Annotated in this window: 20 protein-coding genes and 1 pseudogene; 18 read left to right on the forward strand and 3 right to left on the reverse strand. The window is 38.0% G+C overall.

Annotated features, from left to right (window positions below; genetic code table 11):
• Nucleotides 1–2: 2 nt before the first annotated feature.
• Nucleotides 3–683 (reverse strand): ABC transporter ATP-binding protein, encoded by a 681-nt coding sequence (locus BLT95_RS01895; protein WP_089664380.1) that lies wholly within the window; start codon nucleotides 681–683, stop codon nucleotides 3–5.
• Nucleotides 684–754: 71 nt separating this feature from the next.
• Here BLT95_RS01895 and BLT95_RS01900 point away from each other — a divergent pair, with 71 nt between their 5' ends.
• Nucleotides 755–1,441: an arylesterase gene (locus BLT95_RS01900; RefSeq protein WP_089664381.1), complete on the forward strand. Its 687-nt coding sequence runs from the start codon at nucleotides 755–757 to the stop codon at nucleotides 1,439–1,441.
• 17 nt (nucleotides 1,442–1,458) lie between these two features.
• On the opposite strand, the gene BLT95_RS01905 is transcribed toward BLT95_RS01900, so the two are convergent.
• Together BLT95_RS01905 and BLT95_RS01910 are read right to left on the reverse strand one after the other, a co-directional pair.
• On the reverse strand, nucleotides 1,459–1,860 hold the full coding sequence (locus BLT95_RS01905) for a hypothetical protein (RefSeq protein ID WP_089664382.1): 402 nt from the start codon (nucleotides 1,858–1,860) through the stop codon (nucleotides 1,459–1,461).
• Nucleotide 1,861: 1 nt separating this feature from the next.
• Entirely contained in the window at nucleotides 1,862–2,416 is a 555-nt protein-coding gene (locus tag BLT95_RS01910; protein WP_089664383.1) for a hypothetical protein, read from the reverse strand.
• A 179-nt stretch (nucleotides 2,417–2,595) separates the two neighbouring features.
• Between BLT95_RS01910 and BLT95_RS01915 the strand changes: the two genes are divergently transcribed.
• The 17 genes and pseudogenes from BLT95_RS01915 to BLT95_RS01990 all read left to right on the forward strand — a co-directional run bounded on the left by BLT95_RS01915 (nucleotide 2,596) and on the right by BLT95_RS01990 (nucleotide 21,385).
• Complete coding sequence (locus BLT95_RS01915; protein ID WP_089664384.1) at nucleotides 2,596–3,060, forward strand: (2Fe-2S)-binding protein; 465 nt, start codon at nucleotides 2,596–2,598, stop codon at nucleotides 3,058–3,060.
• Nucleotides 3,061–3,085: 25 nt separating this feature from the next.
• The gene (locus tag BLT95_RS01920) at nucleotides 3,086–5,362 is read left to right on the forward strand and encodes a molybdopterin cofactor-binding domain-containing protein (RefSeq protein WP_089664385.1); all 2,277 of its coding nucleotides are present in this window, start codon (nucleotides 3,086–3,088) and stop codon (nucleotides 5,360–5,362) included.
• A 17-nt stretch (nucleotides 5,363–5,379) separates the two neighbouring features.
• The gene (locus BLT95_RS01925; protein ID WP_089664386.1) at nucleotides 5,380–5,718 is read left to right on the forward strand and encodes a LysR family transcriptional regulator; all 339 of its coding nucleotides are present in this window, start codon (nucleotides 5,380–5,382) and stop codon (nucleotides 5,716–5,718) included.
• 69 nt (nucleotides 5,719–5,787) lie between these two features.
• Complete coding sequence (locus BLT95_RS01930) at nucleotides 5,788–6,942, forward strand: cysteine desulfurase family protein (protein WP_089664387.1); 1,155 nt, start codon at nucleotides 5,788–5,790, stop codon at nucleotides 6,940–6,942.
• Entirely contained in the window at nucleotides 6,939–8,093 is a 1,155-nt protein-coding gene (locus tag BLT95_RS01935) for an XdhC/CoxI family protein (RefSeq protein WP_089664388.1), read from the forward strand. The genes BLT95_RS01930 and BLT95_RS01935 overlap by 4 nt, the downstream gene beginning before the upstream one ends.
• Nucleotides 8,090–8,698 (forward strand): nucleotidyltransferase family protein, encoded by a 609-nt coding sequence (locus BLT95_RS01940; protein ID WP_089664389.1) that lies wholly within the window; start codon nucleotides 8,090–8,092, stop codon nucleotides 8,696–8,698. The genes BLT95_RS01935 and BLT95_RS01940 overlap by 4 nt, the downstream gene beginning before the upstream one ends.
• On the forward strand, nucleotides 8,695–8,931 hold the full coding sequence (locus tag BLT95_RS01945; protein WP_089664390.1) for a MoaD/ThiS family protein: 237 nt from the start codon (nucleotides 8,695–8,697) through the stop codon (nucleotides 8,929–8,931). Before BLT95_RS01940 ends, BLT95_RS01945 begins: the two co-directional genes overlap by 4 nt.
• A complete protein-coding gene (locus BLT95_RS01950) occupies nucleotides 8,931–9,956 on the forward strand; it encodes a HesA/MoeB/ThiF family protein (protein ID WP_089664391.1) in 1,026 nt (341 codons plus the stop codon). Before BLT95_RS01945 ends, BLT95_RS01950 begins: the two co-directional genes overlap by 1 nt.
• A gap of 119 nt (nucleotides 9,957–10,075) precedes the next feature.
• On the forward strand, nucleotides 10,076–10,528 hold the full coding sequence (locus BLT95_RS01955) for a molybdenum cofactor biosynthesis protein MoaE (protein ID WP_089664392.1): 453 nt from the start codon (nucleotides 10,076–10,078) through the stop codon (nucleotides 10,526–10,528).
• Nucleotides 10,529–11,425, forward strand: coding sequence for a bifunctional molybdenum cofactor biosynthesis protein MoaC/MoaB (moaCB, locus tag BLT95_RS01960; RefSeq protein ID WP_089664393.1), 897 nt, complete (start codon nucleotides 10,529–10,531; stop codon nucleotides 11,423–11,425).
• A 94-nt stretch (nucleotides 11,426–11,519) separates the two neighbouring features.
• Nucleotides 11,520–11,893, forward strand: a pseudogene (locus BLT95_RS14560) (radical SAM protein); the annotation flags it as partial.
• A gap of 99 nt (nucleotides 11,894–11,992) precedes the next feature.
• Entirely contained in the window at nucleotides 11,993–12,409 is a 417-nt protein-coding gene (locus tag BLT95_RS14565) for a hypothetical protein (protein ID WP_347584300.1), read from the forward strand.
• Complete coding sequence (glp, locus tag BLT95_RS01970; protein ID WP_089664394.1) at nucleotides 12,409–13,575, forward strand: gephyrin-like molybdotransferase Glp; 1,167 nt, start codon at nucleotides 12,409–12,411, stop codon at nucleotides 13,573–13,575. The genes BLT95_RS14565 and glp overlap by 1 nt, the downstream gene beginning before the upstream one ends.
• 1 nt (nucleotide 13,576) lies before the next feature.
• Complete coding sequence (locus BLT95_RS01975; RefSeq protein ID WP_089664395.1) at nucleotides 13,577–14,332, forward strand: sulfite exporter TauE/SafE family protein; 756 nt, start codon at nucleotides 13,577–13,579, stop codon at nucleotides 14,330–14,332.
• A 242-nt stretch (nucleotides 14,333–14,574) separates the two neighbouring features.
• The gene (locus BLT95_RS01980) at nucleotides 14,575–16,011 is read left to right on the forward strand and encodes a glycosyltransferase family 2 protein (RefSeq protein ID WP_089666821.1); all 1,437 of its coding nucleotides are present in this window, start codon (nucleotides 14,575–14,577) and stop codon (nucleotides 16,009–16,011) included.
• Between the two features lie 141 nt (nucleotides 16,012–16,152).
• Entirely contained in the window at nucleotides 16,153–16,659 is a 507-nt protein-coding gene (locus tag BLT95_RS01985) for a DUF4494 domain-containing protein (RefSeq protein ID WP_089664396.1), read from the forward strand.
• 238 nt (nucleotides 16,660–16,897) lie between these two features.
• Nucleotides 16,898–21,385 (forward strand): ATP-binding cassette domain-containing protein, encoded by a 4,488-nt coding sequence (locus BLT95_RS01990; RefSeq protein WP_089664397.1) that lies wholly within the window; start codon nucleotides 16,898–16,900, stop codon nucleotides 21,383–21,385.
• Nucleotides 21,386–21,751 lie beyond the last annotated feature (366 nt).

The raw sequence follows: 21,751 nt of genomic DNA on the forward strand, positions 1-21,751 counted from the left end.
GGTTACACATTTAGGGTTTCCATAACTTTTCCTCCTTTTAACCTTAGGATTCGCTGTGTTTTCCTGGCCAGTTCCATGTCGTGGGTAACAATGACGAGGGTGGTGCCAGATTCCCTGTTCAATTCCAAAAGCAGTTCAACTACTTTTTTTCCGGTTTCCTCATCGAGATTACCGGTAGGTTCATCTGCAAATAGTATATCAGGTTTAGTACTGAATGCTCTTGCAAGTGCCACGCGTTGTTGTTCTCCTCCAGATAGTTGTGATGGATAATGATCAAAACGATCTCCCAGTCCAACTTTTTCCAGAAGTTCCATTCCGGCTTTGGTTGCATTTCGATCCCCTCGTAATTCTAATGGAACAGCCACATTTTCTAAAGCAGTAAGCGTGGGAATCAATTGAAAATCCTGAAATACAAATCCTACTTTCTGATTTCTTAATATGGCCCTTTGATCTTCATTAAGATCATTAACAATAGCACCGCAGAGTTCTATTGTTCCTGAATTTGGCTGATCTAATCCAGCACAAAGACCTAAGAGCGTGGTTTTTCCACTTCCGGAAGGTCCAACAATAGCAAAAGTTTCTTTTTCGGCAATTTCAAAACTGATGTTTTCCAGAACGGTTAATTCTTTTGAACCACTGTTGTAACTTTTCTTCAGGTTTTGAATGCTTAAAATTTTTGCCATCTTCTTACTTTTAGGTTTCTTTATCGAGAGAAACAAAATAAAGAAATGATTTCAATTAAATCTATAGAACTATGAGAAGCTTCACATTGTTTTTATCATTGTTCATGTTCGTCACTCTTTTGTCTTGTGGTGACTCTTCAAAAAAAGAAGAAAAACAGGCTTCTGAAAATGCAGTAGAAAACGAGCAAGATAACGAGGAGCAGAAGAAGGTGATACTTTTCTTTGGAGATAGTCTTACAGCAGGATACGGTCTTGAAGAAGGTGAAGGATTTCCTGAAATTCTTCAGCAAAAAATAGATTCTTTAGGACTGTCTTATCAAGTGATGAATGCCGGTTTGAGCGGAGAAACTACTTCAGGTGGGAAAAACAGGATAGACTGGGTGCTTAAACAAAATGTGGAAATTTTTGTACTTGAACTTGGAGCAAATGATGGTCTACGTGGAATTCCGATAGCTGAAACCAGAAAAAATCTTCAGGATATTATAGATTATGTGGAATCCCAGAATCCTGATATTAAGATCATCCTGGCCGGAATGCAAATTCCTCCAAATATGGGACAGGATTATACAAAAGATTTCAAGCAGATTTTTCCTGATTTAGCAGAAAAGAATGATGTCTATTTAATTCCTTTTTTACTCGAAGATGTAGCAGGTATTCCACAATTAAATCAACAGGACGGGATACATCCCAATGCAGAAGCACAGCAGATACTGGCAGAGAATGTTTGGGATGTTTTAAAAGAGGTGGTTCAGCAATAAATCAACTTTGATCTATTTTATCTGTTTAAGGAAAGAACTATTTTTTTAAAAGGTCTCATAGCATATGCTGCACCTAAAGAAATGGCAGCAATAGTTCCTAAACTACCACCGTATCCTTCAAAAAACAAGCTGCTTAGAAGAAAAATTCCGGAGAAAAAAACACCTGAAAGCGCAATGATCCAGTATTGTTTTATTACTCTGGAGGTTGCCATCCCTATAAAAGAAGAACCCATAATCACCAGAGGTACATTAACACTTAGAAAAGGATTCAGTAGTTCTGGAAATAGATAAAAGAAACCTCCTGCTATCACTGAAATTCCAGCAGAGGCCATAATTCCTCCAAGCTGCAAAGTATTGTTCAGGTAAAACGTAGCAAGTGCTCCAAATACTCCGGCTAATAAAATAAAAATCATATCCATGTTAAGGAAGTAATAAGAAGATTAAAGTCACTATAGAAACTCCACCAAATGCAATAGAACCTAATTTACCTCCAAATCCATGCAATGTTTCTTTGGATAGTACGAGGATGATTCCGGTAAAAATGCCTGCAAGTATAATAAAAGCATAACCATCAGCAACAAAAGGAGCAGTCATCCCTGCGAAAGCTCCGCAATACATAGCTACTGGCAGCTCTCTTAAAAGATTGGATCTTCTATTAATAAATGGCAAAAATGAGCTTATTAATCCGGTAATTCCGGCAGACAGGACTACCCCTAAGTCTAATTGAATATTTAACCAATAAGTTATAATTGCGCCAATGGCAGTGAAAATAACAAGCACAAGATCAATTTTATTGAGTTGTGATCGCTCGATCCTGAATTTCTGGCTGTAAAATAATCCCAAAAGAAGTGCGATTAGCACTAGAAATAGGAGAGCGGTATAATTGTCTCGTTTTTCAATAATAGCTGCTATTAAAAAAGTAAAATGCAGTATTAGAAATATGAAAACAGGTAATTTTTTAAGTAGTTTTTGCAAGGTCTGGGTTTGTAGGGAGATTTCAGAAATAGTTGCTTACAAAAATGCGGAATTATATGGTTTTAGCATAATCAATAATTCATGAAAATTTTATCAGAAAAATTATTAAACCTGAATTGGAGAAATAGACTATAGGCTAATACGAAATAAAGTATTAATTTATAGCAAAATTTAAGATCATGGCAGAATTTAATATTAGCATCAATGGGAAGAAGCATAAGCTCGATGTTGATCCCAATACTCCGTTATTATGGGTTTTAAGAGATCATTTAAATATGGTGGGCACCAAATACGGTTGTGGAATTGCGCAATGCGGTGCCTGTACCGTACATTTTAATGGTTCTGCTGTAAGATCCTGTCAGCTTCCAATATCCTCAGCTGCAGATAATGAAATTACTACTATTGAAGGGCTTTCAGAAAATGGGGATCATCCTGTTCAAAAAGCCTGGCTGGAGCATGATGTGCCTCAATGCGGTTATTGCCAGGCTGGCCAGATCATGTCTGCTTCGGCTTTACTAAAACGCAATCCCCGCCCGAGCGATGCAGAAATTGAGAATGCCATGAATGGGAACATTTGCCGCTGCGGAACATATACCAGAATAAAAGCTGCGATTAAAACAGCTTCAGATTCACAGATAGCCTAATCTTCAGTAATTAAAATCGAGAAAAATGAGTAAAGTAAAAACAGGAATAGGCAGAAGGTCATTTATTAAAAGTGTTTCTGTTGCAAGTGGCGGATTGATCATAGGTTTTAACTGGATGGCCTGTAAAGGGCCGGCGGAAGAAGGCAGCAAGGAAATGGCAATGCAAATGCCCGATGAATGGTTTGAACTAAACGGATATTTAAAAATAGGAGATAATGGGATTGTCACTATTTATTCTCCCAATCCGGAGATAGGTCAGAATGTGAAGACTTCCATGCCTATGATCGTAGCTGAAGAACTGGATGTAGACTGGAATAATGTGGTCGTAGAACAAGCTCCGCTCAATACAGAAGTTTTTACTCGTCAGCTTGCGGGAGGAAGCCAGTCTATTCGCCAAGGATGGGAATCCTTAAGAACTGCAGGGGCTACAGCAAAACAAATGCTCTTAACTGCAGCTGCAAAAAAATGGGAAGTTCCGGTTTCTGAACTTTCAGTAGCAGATGGGATAATAAAGCATGCGAATAGCGATAAATCTATAGGTTATGGTGAGATCGCCAAAGCTGCAGTAGATGTGGAGATCCCTGAAGAAGTTGAGTTAAAAGACAATGATAGTTTTAAAATTATAGGAACATCCCGTAAAAATGTGGATGCTAAGAAAATAGTGACCGGCCAGCCGCTTTATGGTCTGGATACTTATAAAGACGGGATGCTTATCGCTATGATCGTGCAACCTCCCGCTTTCGGTATGGAATTCAAATCCATGGACGACGAAAAGGTGAAGGAGATGCCGGGGATAAAAGATGTTTTTACCATAGACACCTATCCCGAAGATATGGAAAAGGAATGGAGTGATGTGGGAGCTTTTTCTAAACTGGTTGTTGTGGTAGGTGAATCTACCTGGCAGGTGATGCAGGCTAAAAAAGAGTTGAAGGTAGAATGGGATCTAAATCCCGAACTAACCAAAGAAATTGAGATCCTGGAGAAATCTGCTGGAATGGATGATGCCAGCGGATTAGAAAGCAGTGGGATCCATGCTTCATTAATGGCCGGAGTGGGTTCTAAAAAATCTGAAATAATAAGAAGGGATGGCGATCCTGAAAAAGCATTTAAAAATGCCGCTCGTGTAATTGAACGTTCGTATACCTGCCCGTTTCTTGCGCATAATTGTATGGAACCAATGAACTTTTTTGCAGATGTTAGCGGTGGTAAAGCTCAATTATTGGGTCCTATCCAAACTCCGGAATATGCCGAAAAAAGCATCAATAAACGCTTAGGATTTGATCTTGAGAATATAGACATTCAAATGACCCGTATGGGTGGTGGATTTGGTCGCAGGCTGTATGGTCACTTTTTAGTGGAAGCTGCAGTGATTTCTGAAAAAATGGGAGCTCCAATAAAACTTGTGTATTCAAGAGAGGATGACATGACCAATGGTGTGTACCGCCCGGCCTATCATGTAACCTATCGTGCAGCCCTTGATGCTAGTAATAAGCTGACGGCTTTTCATGTAAATGCGGGAGGAATTCCTGAAAGTCCGCTTTTTGCTAATCGATTTCCGGCAGGAGCTTTAGATAATTATCTAGCTGAAAGCTGGTCGTTGAATTCTAATATTTCTGTGGGTGCATTTAGGGCACCTCGTTCCAATTTTATTGCCGGGGCTGAACAATCATTTTTGGATGAACTTGCAGAAGAAATGGGAGAAGATCCTATTCAATTCAGACTGGATATGCTGGAACGTGCAGGAAATGATCCTGTGGGAGAAGAAAATGACTATGATGCCGCCCGTTATGCAGGTGTATTAAAAATGGCTCGTGATAAATCTGGATGGACTAATAACAATTCCGGCCTAAGTCGCGGCGTTTCTGCTTACTATTGCCATAATTCCTATGTGGCCCAGATTCTTGATATGTCAGTAAAAAACAACGAACCTTTAATAGATAAAGTGACCTGTGCGGTAGACTGCGGAATTGTGGTAAATCCCGATGCGGCTAAAAATATGGTAGAGGGTGGAACCATAGACGGAATTGGCCATGCCCTTTACAGCGAAATGACCTTTGAAGATGGAGTACCACAACAGAGTAATTTTGATAAATACAGGCTCATACGTCACAAAGAAGCGCCAAAAAAGGTGGATGTTCATTTTGTTGATAATGGTATAGACCCTACAGGTTTAGGGGAACCACCTTTTCCACCTATTCAGGGGGCTTTGGCAAATGCACTTTATAAGGCAACCGGAAAAAGATTTTATAAGCAGCCATTTATAAATGAACTGAAAACAAGCAGCCAGGATTTGAAAACCTGACAGTATCATTTTCGAGTATGAAAAAGATCAAATTTAAATGCTGGATTGAAGATAATAATGAGAAGTTTTATGGGCCGGGTCCCAATGAGCTTTTAAAGAGAATTCAAAGTGAAGGTTCCCTTTCTAAAGCTGCTGAGCAAATGCATATGTCTTATAAAAAGGCCTGGGAAATGGTTCAGCGTTTAAACCATCATTCAGATGAACCTTTGGTGATTCTGAAAAAAGGCGGGCAGCACGGAGGTGGTGCAGAAGTTACCCCTCATGCTATAATGATCATGGACCAATATGAAAGTCTTCAAAAGAAGTTGGCAGAATTGATTGATGAGGAAGAGAATTTATTAAAGATTTTGAAATAGGTTTTAAGCCGAGCATTTAACCGGTATGAATTTACAGATCGATATATTTATGAATACATAACGCTCTTAATGAGAAATAATAAGAAGATATATCTTGATTACAATGCCACCACACCTGTTGATAAAAGGGTTGTCGAAGCTATGTTGCCATATTTTACTGAAAATTTTGGTAATGCAAGCAGTGATCATTTTTCGGGCTGGGATGCCAGGGAAGGTGCTGAGCTTGCAAGGGAACAAATTTCAAACCTACTGAACTGTAAACCTACCGGGATTACGTTCACTTCGGGAGCTACGGAGGCCGCAAACCTCGCTTTGTTTGGGTTTTGCGAAAGCAACAGATCTAAAGGAAATCATATTATTACCTGTAAAACGGAACATAAAGCTATTCTGGATTGCATGCAGGCGCTGGAAAATCAAGGTTTTGAGGTGACTTATTTAGAGGTCGATTCCGAGGGAAATATCGATTTGAAGGAATTAGAAAACGCTATTTCTCAGGAAACTATACTGGTATGTTTGATGCTTGCCAATAATGAAACAGGTCTTATCCATCCAATGAAAGAGATTGAAAGAATTGTTCATCAAAAAGGAGTGAAATTAATGAGCGATATCACTCAGGCGGTGGGAAAAATTCCGGTTGATGTCAAAAAATTGAATTTAGATATTGCGGTATGTTCTTCTCATAAATTGTATGGTCCTAAAGGAGTTGGAGCACTATATATCAATAAAAAGAATGATGTGATGATAGGTCAAACTGTATTTGGTGGCCGTCAGGAAAAAGGAATTCGTCCGGGAACTTTAAATGTTCCGGGAATTGTTGGTTTTGGAAAAGCTGCAGAAATTGCTTTTTCTGAGATGGAAGCTGATTCCAAAAATGTATCTGAATTGCGAAAAAGAATGGAAGTGCTTTTAGCTGAAATTGAAACAACTGCAGTTAATTCAAATAAATCAAACAGGTTGCCAAATACTACAAATATAACCTTCAATAATATTGATGGAAATCAGCTGCTTCGAAGATTGAACAAATTAGCTGTTTCTCGCAGTTCAGCCTGTACTTCAAATACTATCAATCCATCGCATGTATTAACGGCAATGGGAAAAAACAAACACCAGGCTTTATCATCTTTAAGAATAAGCCTTGGAAAAAATACAAGTTTAGAAGATATCGAATTCGCAGTTTCTGAAATTCAAAAAACAGTTGATCAATTAAAAACTGCAACAGTATGAGAGAATTGGAGATGATCATCGCAAGATATAATTCACTAAAAGTATCTGGAACTGACTGTGTTTTGGCCACTCTTGTGCATATTGAAGGTTCATCTTACCGAAATGCGGGCGCTAGAATGCTGGTAGATGAATTTGGGAATATTACCGGAGCTATTAGTGGTGGTTGCCTGGAAGGAGATGCACTTCAAAAAGCTTTACACGCTTTACATCAGCAAAAAAACAAATTGATCACTTATGATACCAGTGATGAGGATGATGCGGTTATAGGTGCACAATTAGGTTGCAATGGAGTTATCCAGGTTTTATTTGAGCCTTTAGATTATAAGGATCATTTAAACCCCTGCGAACTGCTGAAAAAAGTAATTACGCAGGCACATTCATTGGCAATTGTGGTACAATTCAATTTAGAAAGATCAAAAGATCAGCCTGGAACAATTTTACTGGTTGATAAAAATTTGAGATACACTGGAAAACCACCAGATGAAGATCCATTAGGTCTTATTTTGAATCAGGCTGAAATCACACTCGAGAATAATAGAAATCGGTTTGCTGAATTTTCAAAGGACGGTGAAAAGCAGCAGCTATTTATTCAGAATTATGAACCTCCGGTAAAATTAATTCTGGTAGGAGCCGGAAATGATGCACAGATATTAGCTAAACAAGCTGATCTTCTTGGCTGGGAAGTGATCGTTACCGATGGAAGACCAACACATGCTAATAAAGATCGCTTTGCTGGTTCATGTCAGGTAATTATTACTAAACCTGAAGAAACACTGGAAAATATTCAGATTGATGATCGAAGTTGTTTCGTCCTGATGAGCCATAATTATAATTATGACCTGTCAGTTCTGAAAATATTATTGAATGAAGAGCAGATACCATATATAGGAATTCTTGGTCCTTTAAAAAAGTATAAAAGAATGCTCGAGGATTTAGAGAACGAAGCTTATGATCCTGGCGAGAAAACTTTAGCAAAGATCCATGCCCCGGTTGGGCTCGAAATCGGTGCCGAAACCCCGGCGGAAATCGGACTTTCCATATTAGCTGAAATACAAACTGTAATTACTAAAACAAGTGCAAGACCCTTAAGAGAAAAGTTGGGCCCGATACACGAAAAAAAGAACAATCAATTTAAGCAGGTAGAAATTTGATACAACATGCTAAAATAGGGGTGGTGATTCTTGCTGCAGGTTCTTCCAGCAGACTTGGTTATGCGAAGCAATTGGTTGAATTTAATGGGAAATCATTATTACAAAATGCGATAGATACTTCATGTTCAATTGGTTTTAAAACCAACATATTACTTCTGGGAGCAAGAGCAGAAGAGATAATAAGTAGTATAGACCCTAAGGACTTTGAGATCGTGATCAATAAGCAATGGAGAGAGGGAATGTCTGGCAGTATTAAAGAAGCTTTGAACAGGTCGCTGGAATTATACCAAGATCTGCAACATTTACTGATTCTTGTATCAGATCAGCCCTTCATTTGCAAAGAATCATTAGAGAAACTAATTGAAGTTCAGTTGAAAAGCAAAAGTCCGGCTACTTTTTCAGAGTATGTCGGTAATGTTGGAGTTCCTGCAATTTTTTCAGCGGAGGTTTTTCCATATTTAAATGAATTGAAGGGAGACCAGGGAGCGAAAAAACTAATTATGGATCATAAAATTGATTTCAAGACCGTAAAATTTGAAAAGGGAAATTTTGATGTGGATACGCAGGAAGATGTAGAATTATTAAAAAAGATGAAAAACGAATGAAAGTAAGGGTGAAATATTTTGGGATGATCGCAGAATCAGCTGGCAGAAATGAAGAAATTCTGGAGCTGGAACAGGGATTTTCACTTAAAAAGCTAAAGAATCAACAGGTTCAGAAATATCAGATCATTGATCCAGATTCGGTACAGCTTGCGGTAAATCAAAATTTAAATAAGGAAGTTGAACTAAAAGATGGCGATGAGGTCGCGTTTTTACCGCCATTTGCCGGAGGATAATGAGATACGACAGACAGATAAAATTAGATGAAGTTGGAGTTGCTGGACAGGAAAAACTCCAGAAAGCCAGTGTACTGATTGTTGGTGTTGGTGGCCTTGGCTGTCCTGCTGCACAGTATTTGGCGGGAGCTGGGATAGGTAGAATTGGACTGATAGACCATGACCGGATTTCCCTGTCTAATCTTCATAGACAGTTATTGTTTACTGAGGAGGATATAGGAAAATCAAAAGCGGCTGTGGCGAAACAACGGCTTCAAATGATCAATTCAAAACTGGAAATTGATGTTTTCCAGGAATCATTAAATGTGGATAATGCTGAAAATCTATTTCAGTTATATGATATTATCCTTGATGGCACAGACAATTTTGAAACAAAATATTTGATCAATGATGCCTGTGTTTTAGCTGGAAAACCCTGGGTGTACGCTTCAATTTATAAGAATGAAGGGCAGCTTTCAGTGTTTAATTATCAGGAAGGACCTTCTTATCGATGCCTTTTTCCAAAGACAACAAAACAAAATATAAGCTGTGAAGAGACTGGTGTTCTTGGTGTTACACCAGGAATTTTTGGTATCATGCAGGCCGCGGAAATTTTAAAGATAATCCTGGGAGCAGGAAATGTTCTTTCGGGAAAATTGAAACTGATAAATATTTTATCTGCTCAGGATCAAATCTTATCAATTTCAAAGCGACCGGAGGAGATCGAAAAGATCAAAAATCACGGAATCATTCCGATGACGATTGAATGCAAAATTTATGATGAGACAAAAATTTTCCTGGATATTAGGGAGATTTTTGAGCAACCAAAGGTTATTTCAGAAAAAGTTATTCAGATTCCGCTGAGTGAACTTGAAGATCGCTTTGAGGAAATTCCAAAGCAGGAAGAAGTTCTGGTCTTTTGCCAGTCGGGGAAACGAAGTAAAAAAGTAGTGGATCTATTAAGCACAGCATTCGACTTTAAAAATCTAATAAACGTAGAAGGAGGAGTAGAAACAATTTTACAGAAGGACTATGCTGAAGACTAATTATGTGTTTGCTAAATCATACTGAACTTGTTTCAGCATCTATTTGGAGGCCGATTCAAAGAAAATCCCTGAAATAAATTGAGGACGACAGAAAATATAGAATGATATAAGAAAGATAAATGGATAAGAAAGATAAGAAGAAACCAAAAAAAGTATTCGTTCATGGGGGCATTCCACCGGAAAAGATCGCCACTTCCATAGCGAATCATCAATCAAAGACTAATATAGGTGCTCATAGCATATTTCTTGGTCAGATAAGAGCTGATGAAATTGATGGAAAAACGGTAAGTGGCATAGATTATTCAGCTTACGAAGAAATGGCTGAAAGCGTTTTTCATGAGATAAGAGAGTCAGCTTTTGCGAAATTTGATATTACCTGCGCTCATATTTACCATAGCCTGGGAGCAGTGAGAACTGGTGAAATATGTCTTTTTGTGTTTACTTCTTCTGTCCACAGGAAAATAGCCATAGAAGCTTGTAATCATTTTGTAGAAGAGATCAAGACAAAAGTACCCATTTTCGGAAAAGAGATTTTCGAAGATGAAACTCACCAATGGAAAGTAAATAAATAGATGGTTGATATTACCCATAAAATAACGACACTTAGGGAAGCTACTGCGATTGCCGTGGTAAAAACTTCCAGTGCAAAAACGATCAAAGCGATTCAGGAAAACAGGGTTCCAAAAGGCAATGTTTTTGAAATGGCGAAAGCCGCAGGATTACTGGGTGTTAAGAAAACTCCAGATCTCTTACCCGATTGTCATCCATTACCTATTGAATATACGGGGATCGAATATGAAATTAACGGTCTCGAGATCCAGATTTCGATGAAAGTCAAAACTATTTATAAGACAGGCGTGGAGGTAGAAGCCATGCATGGAGCTAGCATAGTGGCTTTGACGATGTATGACATGCTAAAGCCTATTGATAAGAATGTGGAGATAGGAACTATTAAACTTCTGAAAAAAAAGGGCGGGAAATCTTCCTTTAAAGTAAATACTGAAGGACTTACAGCAAAAATCATTGTTTGCTCTGATACGATTTCTAAAGGTAATGGCGAAGACAAAGCCGGGATAACGATTATTTCAAAACTTGAAGAATTTGGAATAAAATCTGAAAAAGTCATTATTCCTGATGAAGCTGATGAAATACGTTCAGCATTAAATTCAGCAAAAGCCGATATCGTAATTTTTACGGGAGGAACCGGAGTTGGGCCACGCGATGTTACACCGGAAACTATAGAGCTCATGCTGGATCTAAAACTAAAAGGAGTTGAGGAGCAAATGCGAAATTATGGACAGCAACGTATGCCATATGCAATGCTCTCAAGATCTGTAGCCGGACTTAAAGATGAAAAAGTAGTGCTGACACTGCCAGGATCTACCAAAGCAGCTACTGAATGTATGGATGCGATATTTCCGCATGTATTGCACGTTTTCAAAGTGATAGAAGGAAAGAGACATGATTAAAAAGAAAAAGAAAATAATAGACAATTTTGGAAGAGCCCATACCTATCTCAGGATCTCACTGACAGATCGCTGCAACCTGCGTTGTTTTTATTGCATGCCTGAAGAAGGGATAGAGCTGATGGAAAAGTCTAATATTATGAGCATTGAAGAGATCATTGAACTGGCCAGAACTTTTCGGGATCTGGGAGTTGATACTATCCGGCTTACGGGGGAGAACCCCTGGTGCGAAAAAATTTTGGCTATCTGGTTGAAGAACTGGCAAAATTAGGCGTGACTTTAAAGATCACTACAAACGGAATCATGCTGGATAGATACCTGGAGCTTTTTCAGAAGATAGGCTTGAAAAAGATCAACTTGAGTCTGGATACACTGGATAAAGCGAAATCGGTTTTTATTACCAAGCGCGATTACTTTGAGCGTATTATGACGAATATAGAAATGGCACTGGAGATGGCTATGGAAGTGAAGCTTAATATTGTATTGATCAAAGGAGTGAATGATAACGAGATCAATGATTTTGTTGAACTTACCAGACATAAGAACCTTACGGTGAAATTTATTGAATTTATGCCCTTTAAAGGTAATAAATGGGATTGGAGCAAAGGCATAGGGAAGCAGGAGATACTCGATACAATTTCTGATAAATTTGGGGATTTTGAAGAGCTGGAAAATCCAAAACACAGTACTTCTACTAATTTTAAGGTGAAAGGACATCTTGGGAGTTTCGCGATCGTAAGCACGATTACCAATCCGTTTTGTGATGAATGCAATCGTATTCGAGTCACCGCCGATGGTAAAATGAAGAATTGTCTTTTTGCAAATTCTGAAACCGATCTGCTCACACCGTTCCGAAATGGTGAACAGATGAATGAAATTATTATAAATGCGATCAAGACCAAAAAATATTCCCGGGATGGTATGGATGTTAAAATGGATGCCGATCATTACGAACAGAACAGGTCTATGATCTCAATTGGAGGATAATGGTAAGCATAGAAGAAGCTCTAAAAATCATCAGTAATCAGCCCGTCAATCTAAAAACAGAAACACGGGAACTCAGTAAATGTCCAGGTTTTTCGCTTTCCGAAGAAATTAGAGCGCCATTTGATATGCCTGCTTTTGATAATTCAGCCATGGACGGTTATGCCTTATGCGGAATTTCAAAGGAATACAATATAGTAGGCGAAGTTGCGGCAGGCGATAAAAGTGACTATAAATTAAAGGAAGGTGAAGCGGTACGTATTTTTACGGGAGCCAGTGTTCCGGAAAATTCAACTGCTGTAATAATGCAGGAAAAAACGAAGGTAGAGGTGAGTAAACTCATTCTGGAGCAAGTACCTAATGAGGGGCAGTGTATTAGAAGAAGAGGTGGAGAGCTAAAAAAAGATCAGCTTGTTTTTGAAAAAGCTTATACAATCACTCCCGCAGGAATTGGACTGATTGGAAGCCTTGGAATTGAAAAAGTGGAAGTTTTTAAAAAGCCAAAAATCAACCTGATTACCACGGGAAATGAATTGATTGAACCGGGTAAAGAAAAAGCGGCAGGGCAGATTTACGAATCTAATAGTTACGCACTTGCTTCAGCCTGCGAACAATATGGATTTTCAATTAACGGTAAAGAACAGATCAAAGATGATTTTCAGGCGATCAAATCTGGAATCAGAAAATCATTAAAAAGCTCAGATGTATTGATACTTTCCGGGGGAATTTCTGTAGGTGATTACGATTTTGTTAAACAGGCACTGGAAGAGAATGGTGTAGAAGAACTGTTTTATAAAGTTTTTCAGAAACCGGGAAAACCGCTGTATTTTGGAAAAAAAGCTGATAAATATATTTTTGCTTTACCGGGAAATCCTGCTTCCTCTTTAAGCTGTTTCTATGTGTATGTATTACCTTTTCTCTATAAATTAAGTGGATCTCAAAAAGATGGTTTAAAACAATTTAATGTTCCCATTTCTCACGATTTTGAAAATAAAGCTGACCGTCCAGTATTTTTAAAGGCAAACCTGGTAAATAACCACGTAGTTATTTTAAACGGACAGGGGTCTTCCATGATCCAGTCTATGGCTCTTGGAAATGCTTTAGTATTTCTAAATGCAGAAACATCGGTTAAAAAGGGTGAGAATGTCAGTTGCCTTCTAATTTCATAATATGCCTGTAGAATATCTCCCGTTTATATTCTTTTTTATTGCATTGTTTTATAGTTCGGTTGGGTTTGGTGGTGGTTCCAGTTATCTGGCAATTTTAAGTCTTTTTCTAACTGATTTCTATGAAATACGTTCTACCGCCCTTATTTTAAATATTTGTGTGGTAAGTATAGGAACGATTGTTTATTTTAAAAATGGAATTCTAAAACCAAAAAAGCTCTGGCCCTTCTTTCTATTCAGTATTCCCTTAGCTTATCTTGGAGCAACGGTTAAACTATCTCAACCTGTTTTCTTTTTGATCTTAGGAGGAGCTTTGATTCTGGCGGGATTTTCCATGATCCTGAAATTTGTAAATACTAGGGTGGAATCTCAGAAGTTTTCCAAATCTAAAAAGATCATATTAGGAGGTGGGATTGGTTTTCTATCAGGAATTTCAGGAATTGGTGGAGGTATATTTTTATCTCCTGTTTTAAACCTGCTGAAATGGAAAAATCCCAGAATCATCGCTTCTCTTGCTTCCGTATTTATCCTGGTAAATTCAGTATCCGGATTAATAGGTCTAAGCGTTGCAGGTACTTTTTTTGTAAATGATGACTTTATTTTAAGATTAATTATTGCAGTAGTACTTGGCGGTAGTTTGGGCTCTTACTTTTCAAACAGAAGATTTAACCTGAAGATTCTGGGAATTTTTACAGCAATTCTGGTTTTCTACGTTGGTCTCAGATTAATTATGCGCTACGGTTTCGGCCTTTATATTTGATTCTCTATTAATCAATGGCATAAATTGGATGGAGCTTATAAATTTAAGAATTATCAACGCTAAGGAGTGAGGGACATAGTTGGGGATATGTGTGTTTAAGTATGGGGTAAAATTTCACGTTTCTATACCCTGTCATTTTGCAACTTGCTGATAACAAAACGCCTATAAACTGGCACGAGAATTGCTAAGGCGCATTGGAACAACTTCAGAATAAAACGTTGTCGGGAATCAATAAACTTAAAATGCAAATTGACAATATGGGTTCGGTGAGCTCAGGAAATAATAGCGTAGATAGCGGGGCAAAAAACACAGTCTTAGCAGAGGAGAATTTGACATCTTCAAAAACCAGAAACACAAAAGGGGTCATAGTAAGAGCAGCCAGCTTTCTTTTATTAATTGGGGCCGCGTACATGGCATATGTACTGCAACATGATTTTACACAATATAAGCTGGGACGGGTAGAATCTATTTGGGGTTTACTGTTCTTTTCCGCTTTAACAGCCCTATTCTTTTTTAAAGTAGGCTTCTTTTTATATAATCTTTATCTATACTTCAGGTACAAACCGATTGAGGGGGTTAGTGATGAAAATTTGCCAACCTGTACCGTGATAGTACCCGCATATAATGAAGGAAAGCAGGTATGGGCAACGCTCATGAGTCTCGCAGAGGGAGATTATCCGGCAGAAAAACTTGAATTATTAGCTATAGATGATGGAAGTAAGGATGATACCTGGTATTGGATGCAAAAAGCCAAAGAGGTGCTTGGAGACCGACTTTCAATATATCAACAACCTGTTAATAAAGGAAAGCGTCATGCTTTATACCGCGGATTCAATTTGGGTAAGGGAGAGATTTTTGTTACTGTAGACAGTGATTCTGTCGTTGCTAAAGATACTCTTCGCAACCTTGTGAGTCCATTTGTAGTCAATGAAAAATGTGGGGCAGTTGCAGGAAACATTCGCGTACTTAATAATGAGGAAAAAGCCTTACTGCCAAAAATGCTGGATGTGAGCTTCGTTTTAAGTTTTGAATTCGTGCGTTCTGCGGAAAGTAGCCTTGAATCTGTTTTTTGTACTCCTGGAGCGCTGGCTGCATATAGAAGCGAAGCCGTTTTTAATTGCCTTCCAGAATGGATCAACCAGACATTTATGGGAAATCCTTCAGATATTGGGGAAGACAGAGCGATGACAAATATGATATTAAAGCAAGGCTACCACGTGCTTTTCCAGAGGAATGCCTATGCATATACCAATGTTCCTGAAAAGTATACAGGGCTTTACAAGATGTTTATTAGATGGGGAAGAAGTAATGTAAGGGAGAACCTTGCGATGTCCAGATATGTATTTACAAATTTCAGGGAGGGATCAAAAACAGGTACCAGGATACTTTTTATAAATCAGATTTTAAAATTGGTGATGAGCTATCCTTTTGTATTTTTTATGTTCTTTTTAATTTTTACGCATCCGTTGCTATTTATAAGTTCCACACTTTTAAGCATTCTTGTATGGTCCAGCTTTCCAGTATTGTTTTATGCAAAGAGATACAAATTATCTGAATCTTTTTGGGCCTATTCATATAGTATCTTATATACTTTTGGATTATTCTGGATCACTCCATATGCCATCGCCACGGCTAGTAGAAGAGGTTGGCTAACCAGAGAACTGGTTGAAAAGAAGTAATTTTTTTAATTTATCAGAAAGGGATCTTAATAGATTCCTTTTTTTTTTTGAAGCGGTGATATTTGTGAATATCTAATCTAAAATTTACTCTACTCCTCGTAAGTTCTAAATTATATTTGCCCTCCTAAAATATATAATAATATGAGCGTTACCTGGTACGAATGTAAAGTTAAGTATAGAAAAACACACGAAACTGGAGAACAGAAACAAACAACGGAAACCTACCTGCTGGATGCGGTTTCCTATACCGAGGCTGAAGCTAGAATAAGCGAGGAAATGAAGGCTTACACGAGTGAAGAGTTCATGATAACGAATATCAAAGTAGCGAACCTTGCCGAGGTGCATCCTTTTGAAAATTCAGATCGCTGGTTCAAAACCAAAGTTTCTCTAATCGCCTACGATGATAAAACCGGAAAAGAGAAAAAAACAAATATGTATTTGCTAGTCCAGGCGAATGATGTTAAAGAAGCCTTTGATAATACCAACCAGGCTATGCAGAATACTATGGGTGAATTTTCTATTCCAGCAATTACAGAATCTTCTATACTTGATGTTTTCCCCTATTTTAGTGATGAAGAATATACGGAAAACAGGAGTGAGACCAATTCTGCAGATGAAGAATTAATTGAAGAGAGTGAATTAGTTTAAGATTCCTGAAAACCTGGTTTTAAACCATACTTTTTATAAAGCATCCTTCAAAAATAGAGGATGCTTTTTTTATCCTTTATCATATAGTTGGACATTAACTCAGTTAATTTGTGGTATATTTTGCATGTAATAAGTATCAACAGCAATTATTCATAAGGTACTTCCCTTAAAAACTCATTTTAGCTATTTTAATCTCTCTATATTTATTTTTTTGAATTATATGAAACGATAGGCTTTTATGCACATTATCAATGCCCACCAGAACAATCTCAAAAATATAAGTTTAAAGCTTCCGGAAAATCAGTTGATCGTTGTGACCGGTTTATCTGGTTCAGGGAAATCTTCTCTGGCCATGGATGTGATTGCCAATGAAGGATATCGTTATTTTTTGGAAAGTCTCCCAGCCTACAACCAGCAAAATGCACAATTAATACCTACTGCCGAAGTTGACGAAATTGAGGCATTACCCCCGGTAATTAAAGTGGAGCAGTCCAGACGTTTCCAGTCTATAAATACCACCTTCGGGACACTGTCTGAACTTGCTGCTATTTTCAGAATTTTATTCGCGCGTTTTGCTGGTGAAGAAACCATGAGTAAATCATTATTTTCATTCAACCATCCAAAAGGGGCATGTACGCATTGTAGAGGGATTGGTGAAGCGGAATATATTGATCTTAATAAATTAATTGGAGATGAAAATAAAACGCTTAGGGAAGGTGCCATCACCACAACTTTGCCAAATGGTTATATTGTTTACTCCCAGATTACGGTAGAAGAATTAAATAGGGTATGTAAGGAACATGGGTTTAACGTGGATATTCCCTGGAAGAACCTCACAGAGGAACAAAAAGAGGTTGTTTTAAATGGTAGCGATCGATTAAAAGTCTTTTACGGGAAACATAGTATAGAGTCGCGTTTAAGATGGAAAGGTCTAAAAGCAAAGCCCAGGGAAGAAGGTTTTTATAAAGGTATGCTTCCTATCATGAAAGATATTTTGAGGCGTGATCGGAATCCAAATATCCTGAAATTTGCCAGTTCCCGTATTTGTCCCAGTTGTAAAGGGGCACGTATTAAGGCAGATCATCTAAAATTTACATGGAAAGGGCTTAACTTTCAGGATTGGATGGATCTTAATTTAAAAGATTTATACGATAAACTGCAAAATCAAGACTTTACGGCAGCGGAACAGGCACTGGTTGAAAAGATTTCAATTCAGTTATTCGACCTCATTCGGCTGGGAATGGAAGATTATAAGCTGAGTACCCCAAGTACAGAAATATCTTCAGGAGATGCTCAGCGTATCAAATTAATAAAACAGGTAAACAGTGATTTACAGGGTGTTCTTTATGTTTTTGATGAACCTTCTATTGGATTAAGTCCAGATTACCAGTCTTACCTGAGACACATTTTCAACCGACTGATAAGCCGAGGGAATACGGTAATGGTGGTGGAACATGATCTGAACTTTATCAGGTCTGCCGACTGGATCGTTGAATTAGGTCCGGCTGCCGGAATTCATGGAGGTGAAGTTATTTTTAATGGACCGATTCAGGAATTTTTAAATTCACAAAATTTATTAAGCCCCACGTTGGCGGAGTTGCAAAGAGAAACTCCTGATTTTGAGATTTCATCAAACCAAAAATCGCAAGATACTTTTAAGCCTCAGCTACACAAATTGACGGTTATAAGCAGAAAAACTCCGCGTATGCTAGAGTTGCTTTCTAAATATTGTGAAAAACAAAGTCTAAACCTTGTAGCAGTATCAGATCAACCCATAGGTAAAACCCCCAGAAGTAATCCCGCCACGTATACGGGCTTAGCAGATAAGATTCGTGATTTACTTGCCAAATCTCCTGAAGCAAAATCACTGAATTTAGCTAAAGGAGCTTTTTCATTCAACAATAAAACCGGGAGATGTGAAACCTGCGAAGGGGCGGGGGTTATTACATTATCCATGAATGTGATGGGAACGATTAACCAGGTTTGTCCGGAATGTAATGGGAAGCGTTTTAAGCCGGAAGTGTTACAGGTGCACTGGAATAATAAAAATATCGCCGATATCTATAACCTGAGCATTTCCGAAGCTTTTGATTTCTTTTCCGGAGAGAAGAAAATTGCTAAAATACTGTCTTTGATGTTACAGTTGGGTCTTGGCTATATTAAACTGGGACAACCTTCCAATACCTTGTCGGGTGGTGAGGCGCAGCGCATTAAACTTACCAGGCATTTTGCAAAACAGTCTAAAAATACACTGCTATTATTGGAGGAACCAAGTATTGGCTTGCATCCGCAAAACGTAAGGCAGCTGTTGAAAGCTTTGCATGAACTTAAACACGGAACAGGAGGAATTATTTGCTTTGAGAATCATTCCCTTTTTCAATCTGAAGCTGATGTATTTATAGACAATGCGCTTAAAGCTCCGGCACTCAATCTCAAAGAGGTTTCAGGTTATAGTAGGGATAGTATTTCAATAAAGGGAGCCCGAACACATCATCTCAAAGATCTCGATCTGGAACTGCCAAAAAATCAACTATCTGTGATCACAGGAATTTCAGGATCTGGAAAATCATCCTTAGTGATAGACACCTTACATGGCTACGGATTACAGGAAATGACCAAACAATTTTCGAGTTACCAACAATCAAGGGTAGGAGTGAATTTTCAGTTTGAAGTAGATCATATACAAGGGCTTAGTCCCACGATTTGTATCACACGTAAAGAAAAAAGTTTTACCCAGCGTTCTGATATTGCCAAACAAACCGGTATTGATAAGATTTTACGTTTCGCGTTCTCCCGAAAAGCACAATTTGAAGGTGAAAATTTATCTGCCAGTCATTTTTCCAATAATCATGAATTAGGAAAATGTGCTATTTGCGATGGAATTGGAGAAGAACTGTTGCCAGATCTGAATAAAATCGTAGTTGATGAATCGAAAAGTATTTCGGAGGGGTTATTTAAACATAATAAAGCCCTGGCATATTATGGCCATGCTGGCAGTCAGTATATGGCAGTTGTAAAAGAGCTGAGTAAGAATCACGGATTTAGTCTGGAAACAGCGTTCGATGAATTGACTGCAAAACAGAAAGATATTCTATTTTATGGCACTGGCGAGGTGATATGGAAAACGAACTGGCAATTCAAAACCAAAACCAGGAAAGGAAGCCAAAAATTAAGCATGCCCTGGGAAGGTCTTTTTCATTACCTGAAAGAAGAATATTATAAGACCCGTAAAAATAAGAATATAGATAAGTTAAAGTCACTTTTCACATCTGCAGAATGCAGTAACTGTGAGGGAAGTGGATTAAAACCGGAAAGATTAGATTTCAAAATTAGTGAGAAATCTATTCATGCAATTAAATCCATGGATTTTAATGCTTTGGAAGAATGGATCGCTTCTGAAGATCAGGCAGAAATAGATCAAAAACTTATTTCCCGTATTCGGCCACTTCTGGCTAACACCGTTAAAAGAGCAAAACAATTACATATAGACCATTTACAATTAAACCGAAAATCGGTCACACTTTCCGGAGGAGAAAATCAACGAGTAGCGCTGATCAAACAATTGAACTCACCGCTTAAAGGCATAACCTATCTACTAGATGAGCCTTCAGCAGGATTGTCCAATGATAATATTCCTGATTTGATCACTATTCTAAAGGAACTTATTGAAAAAGGGAATACGGTAATTGTAATTGAACACAATAAGGAAATCATGCTGGCAGCCGATAAATTAATTGAGTTAGGGGTTGGCGCAGGTAAGTTTGGGGGTGATATTACTTACCAGGGGACTCCTCAGGATTTTTTGAAACAAGCCGATTGTCATCCATATTTGAAAACAGCTTCTAAAAAGCTGGAATTGAAAAGCGGAAGAAATCCTGTTGAGATCAAAAAACTATTCAGACATAGCTTAAAAAAAGAAAGGCTGGAAGTGCCGGTTGGAGGAATCACCGCAGTAAGTGGGAAATCGGGGATAGGAAAGACCACCTTAGTGAAAGACATCCTGATTCCCAGTATTAATACGGGGAAACCTGTGCATTGTGGAGGCATTAAGTTTCCGAAGAAATATTCATCCGCGCATTATTTTGAGGCTAAAAAACTAAGGTCTCATGCAAATACTTTGTTAGTATCCTATCTGGATCTTATGAAAGAAATCGGTAAAATTTTTGCTCGTGAAACGGAGCTCAAACCTCGGGATTTTTCTTATAAAACTAAAACCAGTCAGTGTCCCAACTGCAACGGCAAAGGATATATTGAAACCAGTTTAGATGTTGCAGCTAATTCTGTAGAAAAATGCGAGGTATGCAACGGGCTACGCTTTAAGAAAGACATTCTGAAGCATGCGGTAACATCTAAAAATATCGCTGAGGTGCTGGCTTTGAATATAGCGGAGTTTAAAGAATGGTTGCAGGCTGTTGAAACTACTGTTAAAGAACATCATTTGCTGGATCAACTGGAGGATATTGGTTTAGCTCATCTTCGCTTAGATCAACGAGTGCAGTCACTTTCATCTGGAGAAAAACAGCGCTTACTATTATTAAACTGGCTTCAGGAAGAAAATAAGAATACTCTTTATATTTTAGATGAACCCAGCACTGGATTGCATTATGCAGATATTGACCTGTTATATGCTATTCTGAAGAGATTGAGCAAAAACAATGATATTCTGGTTATAGATCATAATCCATATTTACTGGAGAAAATAGGAGTAGGGGTGGTTCTGAAATAGCTCAGGAATTATCGGCGATTGCTTTAATAGTAGTTTTAAAACTTTTACAAAATAAAGGTTATTTGAAAATTGATTAACATATTAACTGAGCTTGTAATTACATAGTTTCTTTAAATTTCACCTCCAAGCTTTCTGAATTACTGCTGAAATCGACTATTGCCACATTTTCTTTATAAAACCTGTTTTTACATTATTTTTACTATTTTTAGGAAATTGTTAAGAATACTGACGGTTTTGATCTAATCTGAATTTTCTCCTAACCTGCTTTTAGCATAAATTTCATTAAAAGGATAGCCAACCTCCTTTTACCTGGAGAAGGAAATTATTTTCAGATTGTGTTATCAGGCCGAATAACAAAAAAGTTTA

The organism is Gramella sp. MAR_2010_147 (assembly GCF_900105135.1).
Taxonomy (GTDB): Bacteria; Bacteroidota; Bacteroidia; order Flavobacteriales; family Flavobacteriaceae; genus Christiangramia.

What these genes read in the sequence shown, in the direction of transcription:
- BLT95_RS01895 (WP_089664380.1), bottom strand. Translation starts at nt 683, where the DNA reads ATGGCAAAAATTTTAAGCATTCAAAACCTGAAGAAAAGTTACAACAGT.
- BLT95_RS01900 (WP_089664381.1), top strand. Translation starts at nt 755, where the DNA reads ATGAGAAGCTTCACATTGTTTTTATCATTGTTCATGTTCGTCACTCTT.
- BLT95_RS01905 (WP_089664382.1), bottom strand. Translation starts at nt 1,860, where the DNA reads ATGGATATGATTTTTATTTTATTAGCCGGAGTATTTGGAGCACTTGCT.
- BLT95_RS01915 (WP_089664384.1), top strand. Translation starts at nt 2,596, where the DNA reads ATGGCAGAATTTAATATTAGCATCAATGGGAAGAAGCATAAGCTCGAT.
- BLT95_RS01920 (WP_089664385.1), top strand. Translation starts at nt 3,086, where the DNA reads ATGAGTAAAGTAAAAACAGGAATAGGCAGAAGGTCATTTATTAAAAGT.
- BLT95_RS01925 (WP_089664386.1), top strand. Translation starts at nt 5,380, where the DNA reads ATGAAAAAGATCAAATTTAAATGCTGGATTGAAGATAATAATGAGAAG.
- BLT95_RS01930 (WP_089664387.1), top strand. Translation starts at nt 5,788, where the DNA reads ATGAGAAATAATAAGAAGATATATCTTGATTACAATGCCACCACACCT.
- BLT95_RS01935 (WP_089664388.1), top strand. Translation starts at nt 6,939, where the DNA reads ATGAGAGAATTGGAGATGATCATCGCAAGATATAATTCACTAAAAGTA.
- BLT95_RS01945 (WP_089664390.1), top strand. Translation starts at nt 8,695, where the DNA reads ATGAAAGTAAGGGTGAAATATTTTGGGATGATCGCAGAATCAGCTGGC.
- BLT95_RS01950 (WP_089664391.1), top strand. Translation starts at nt 8,931, where the DNA reads ATGAGATACGACAGACAGATAAAATTAGATGAAGTTGGAGTTGCTGGA.
- BLT95_RS01955 (WP_089664392.1), top strand. Translation starts at nt 10,076, where the DNA reads ATGGATAAGAAAGATAAGAAGAAACCAAAAAAAGTATTCGTTCATGGG.
- moaCB (WP_089664393.1), top strand. Translation starts at nt 10,529, where the DNA reads ATGGTTGATATTACCCATAAAATAACGACACTTAGGGAAGCTACTGCG.
- BLT95_RS14565 (WP_347584300.1), top strand. Translation starts at nt 11,993, where the DNA reads ATGCCCTTTAAAGGTAATAAATGGGATTGGAGCAAAGGCATAGGGAAG.
- glp (WP_089664394.1), top strand. Translation starts at nt 12,409, where the DNA reads ATGGTAAGCATAGAAGAAGCTCTAAAAATCATCAGTAATCAGCCCGTC.
- BLT95_RS01975 (WP_089664395.1), top strand. Translation starts at nt 13,577, where the DNA reads ATGCCTGTAGAATATCTCCCGTTTATATTCTTTTTTATTGCATTGTTT.
- BLT95_RS01980 (WP_089666821.1), top strand. Translation starts at nt 14,575, where the DNA reads ATGCAAATTGACAATATGGGTTCGGTGAGCTCAGGAAATAATAGCGTA.
- BLT95_RS01985 (WP_089664396.1), top strand. Translation starts at nt 16,153, where the DNA reads ATGAGCGTTACCTGGTACGAATGTAAAGTTAAGTATAGAAAAACACAC.
- BLT95_RS01990 (WP_089664397.1), top strand. Translation starts at nt 16,898, where the DNA reads ATGCACATTATCAATGCCCACCAGAACAATCTCAAAAATATAAGTTTA.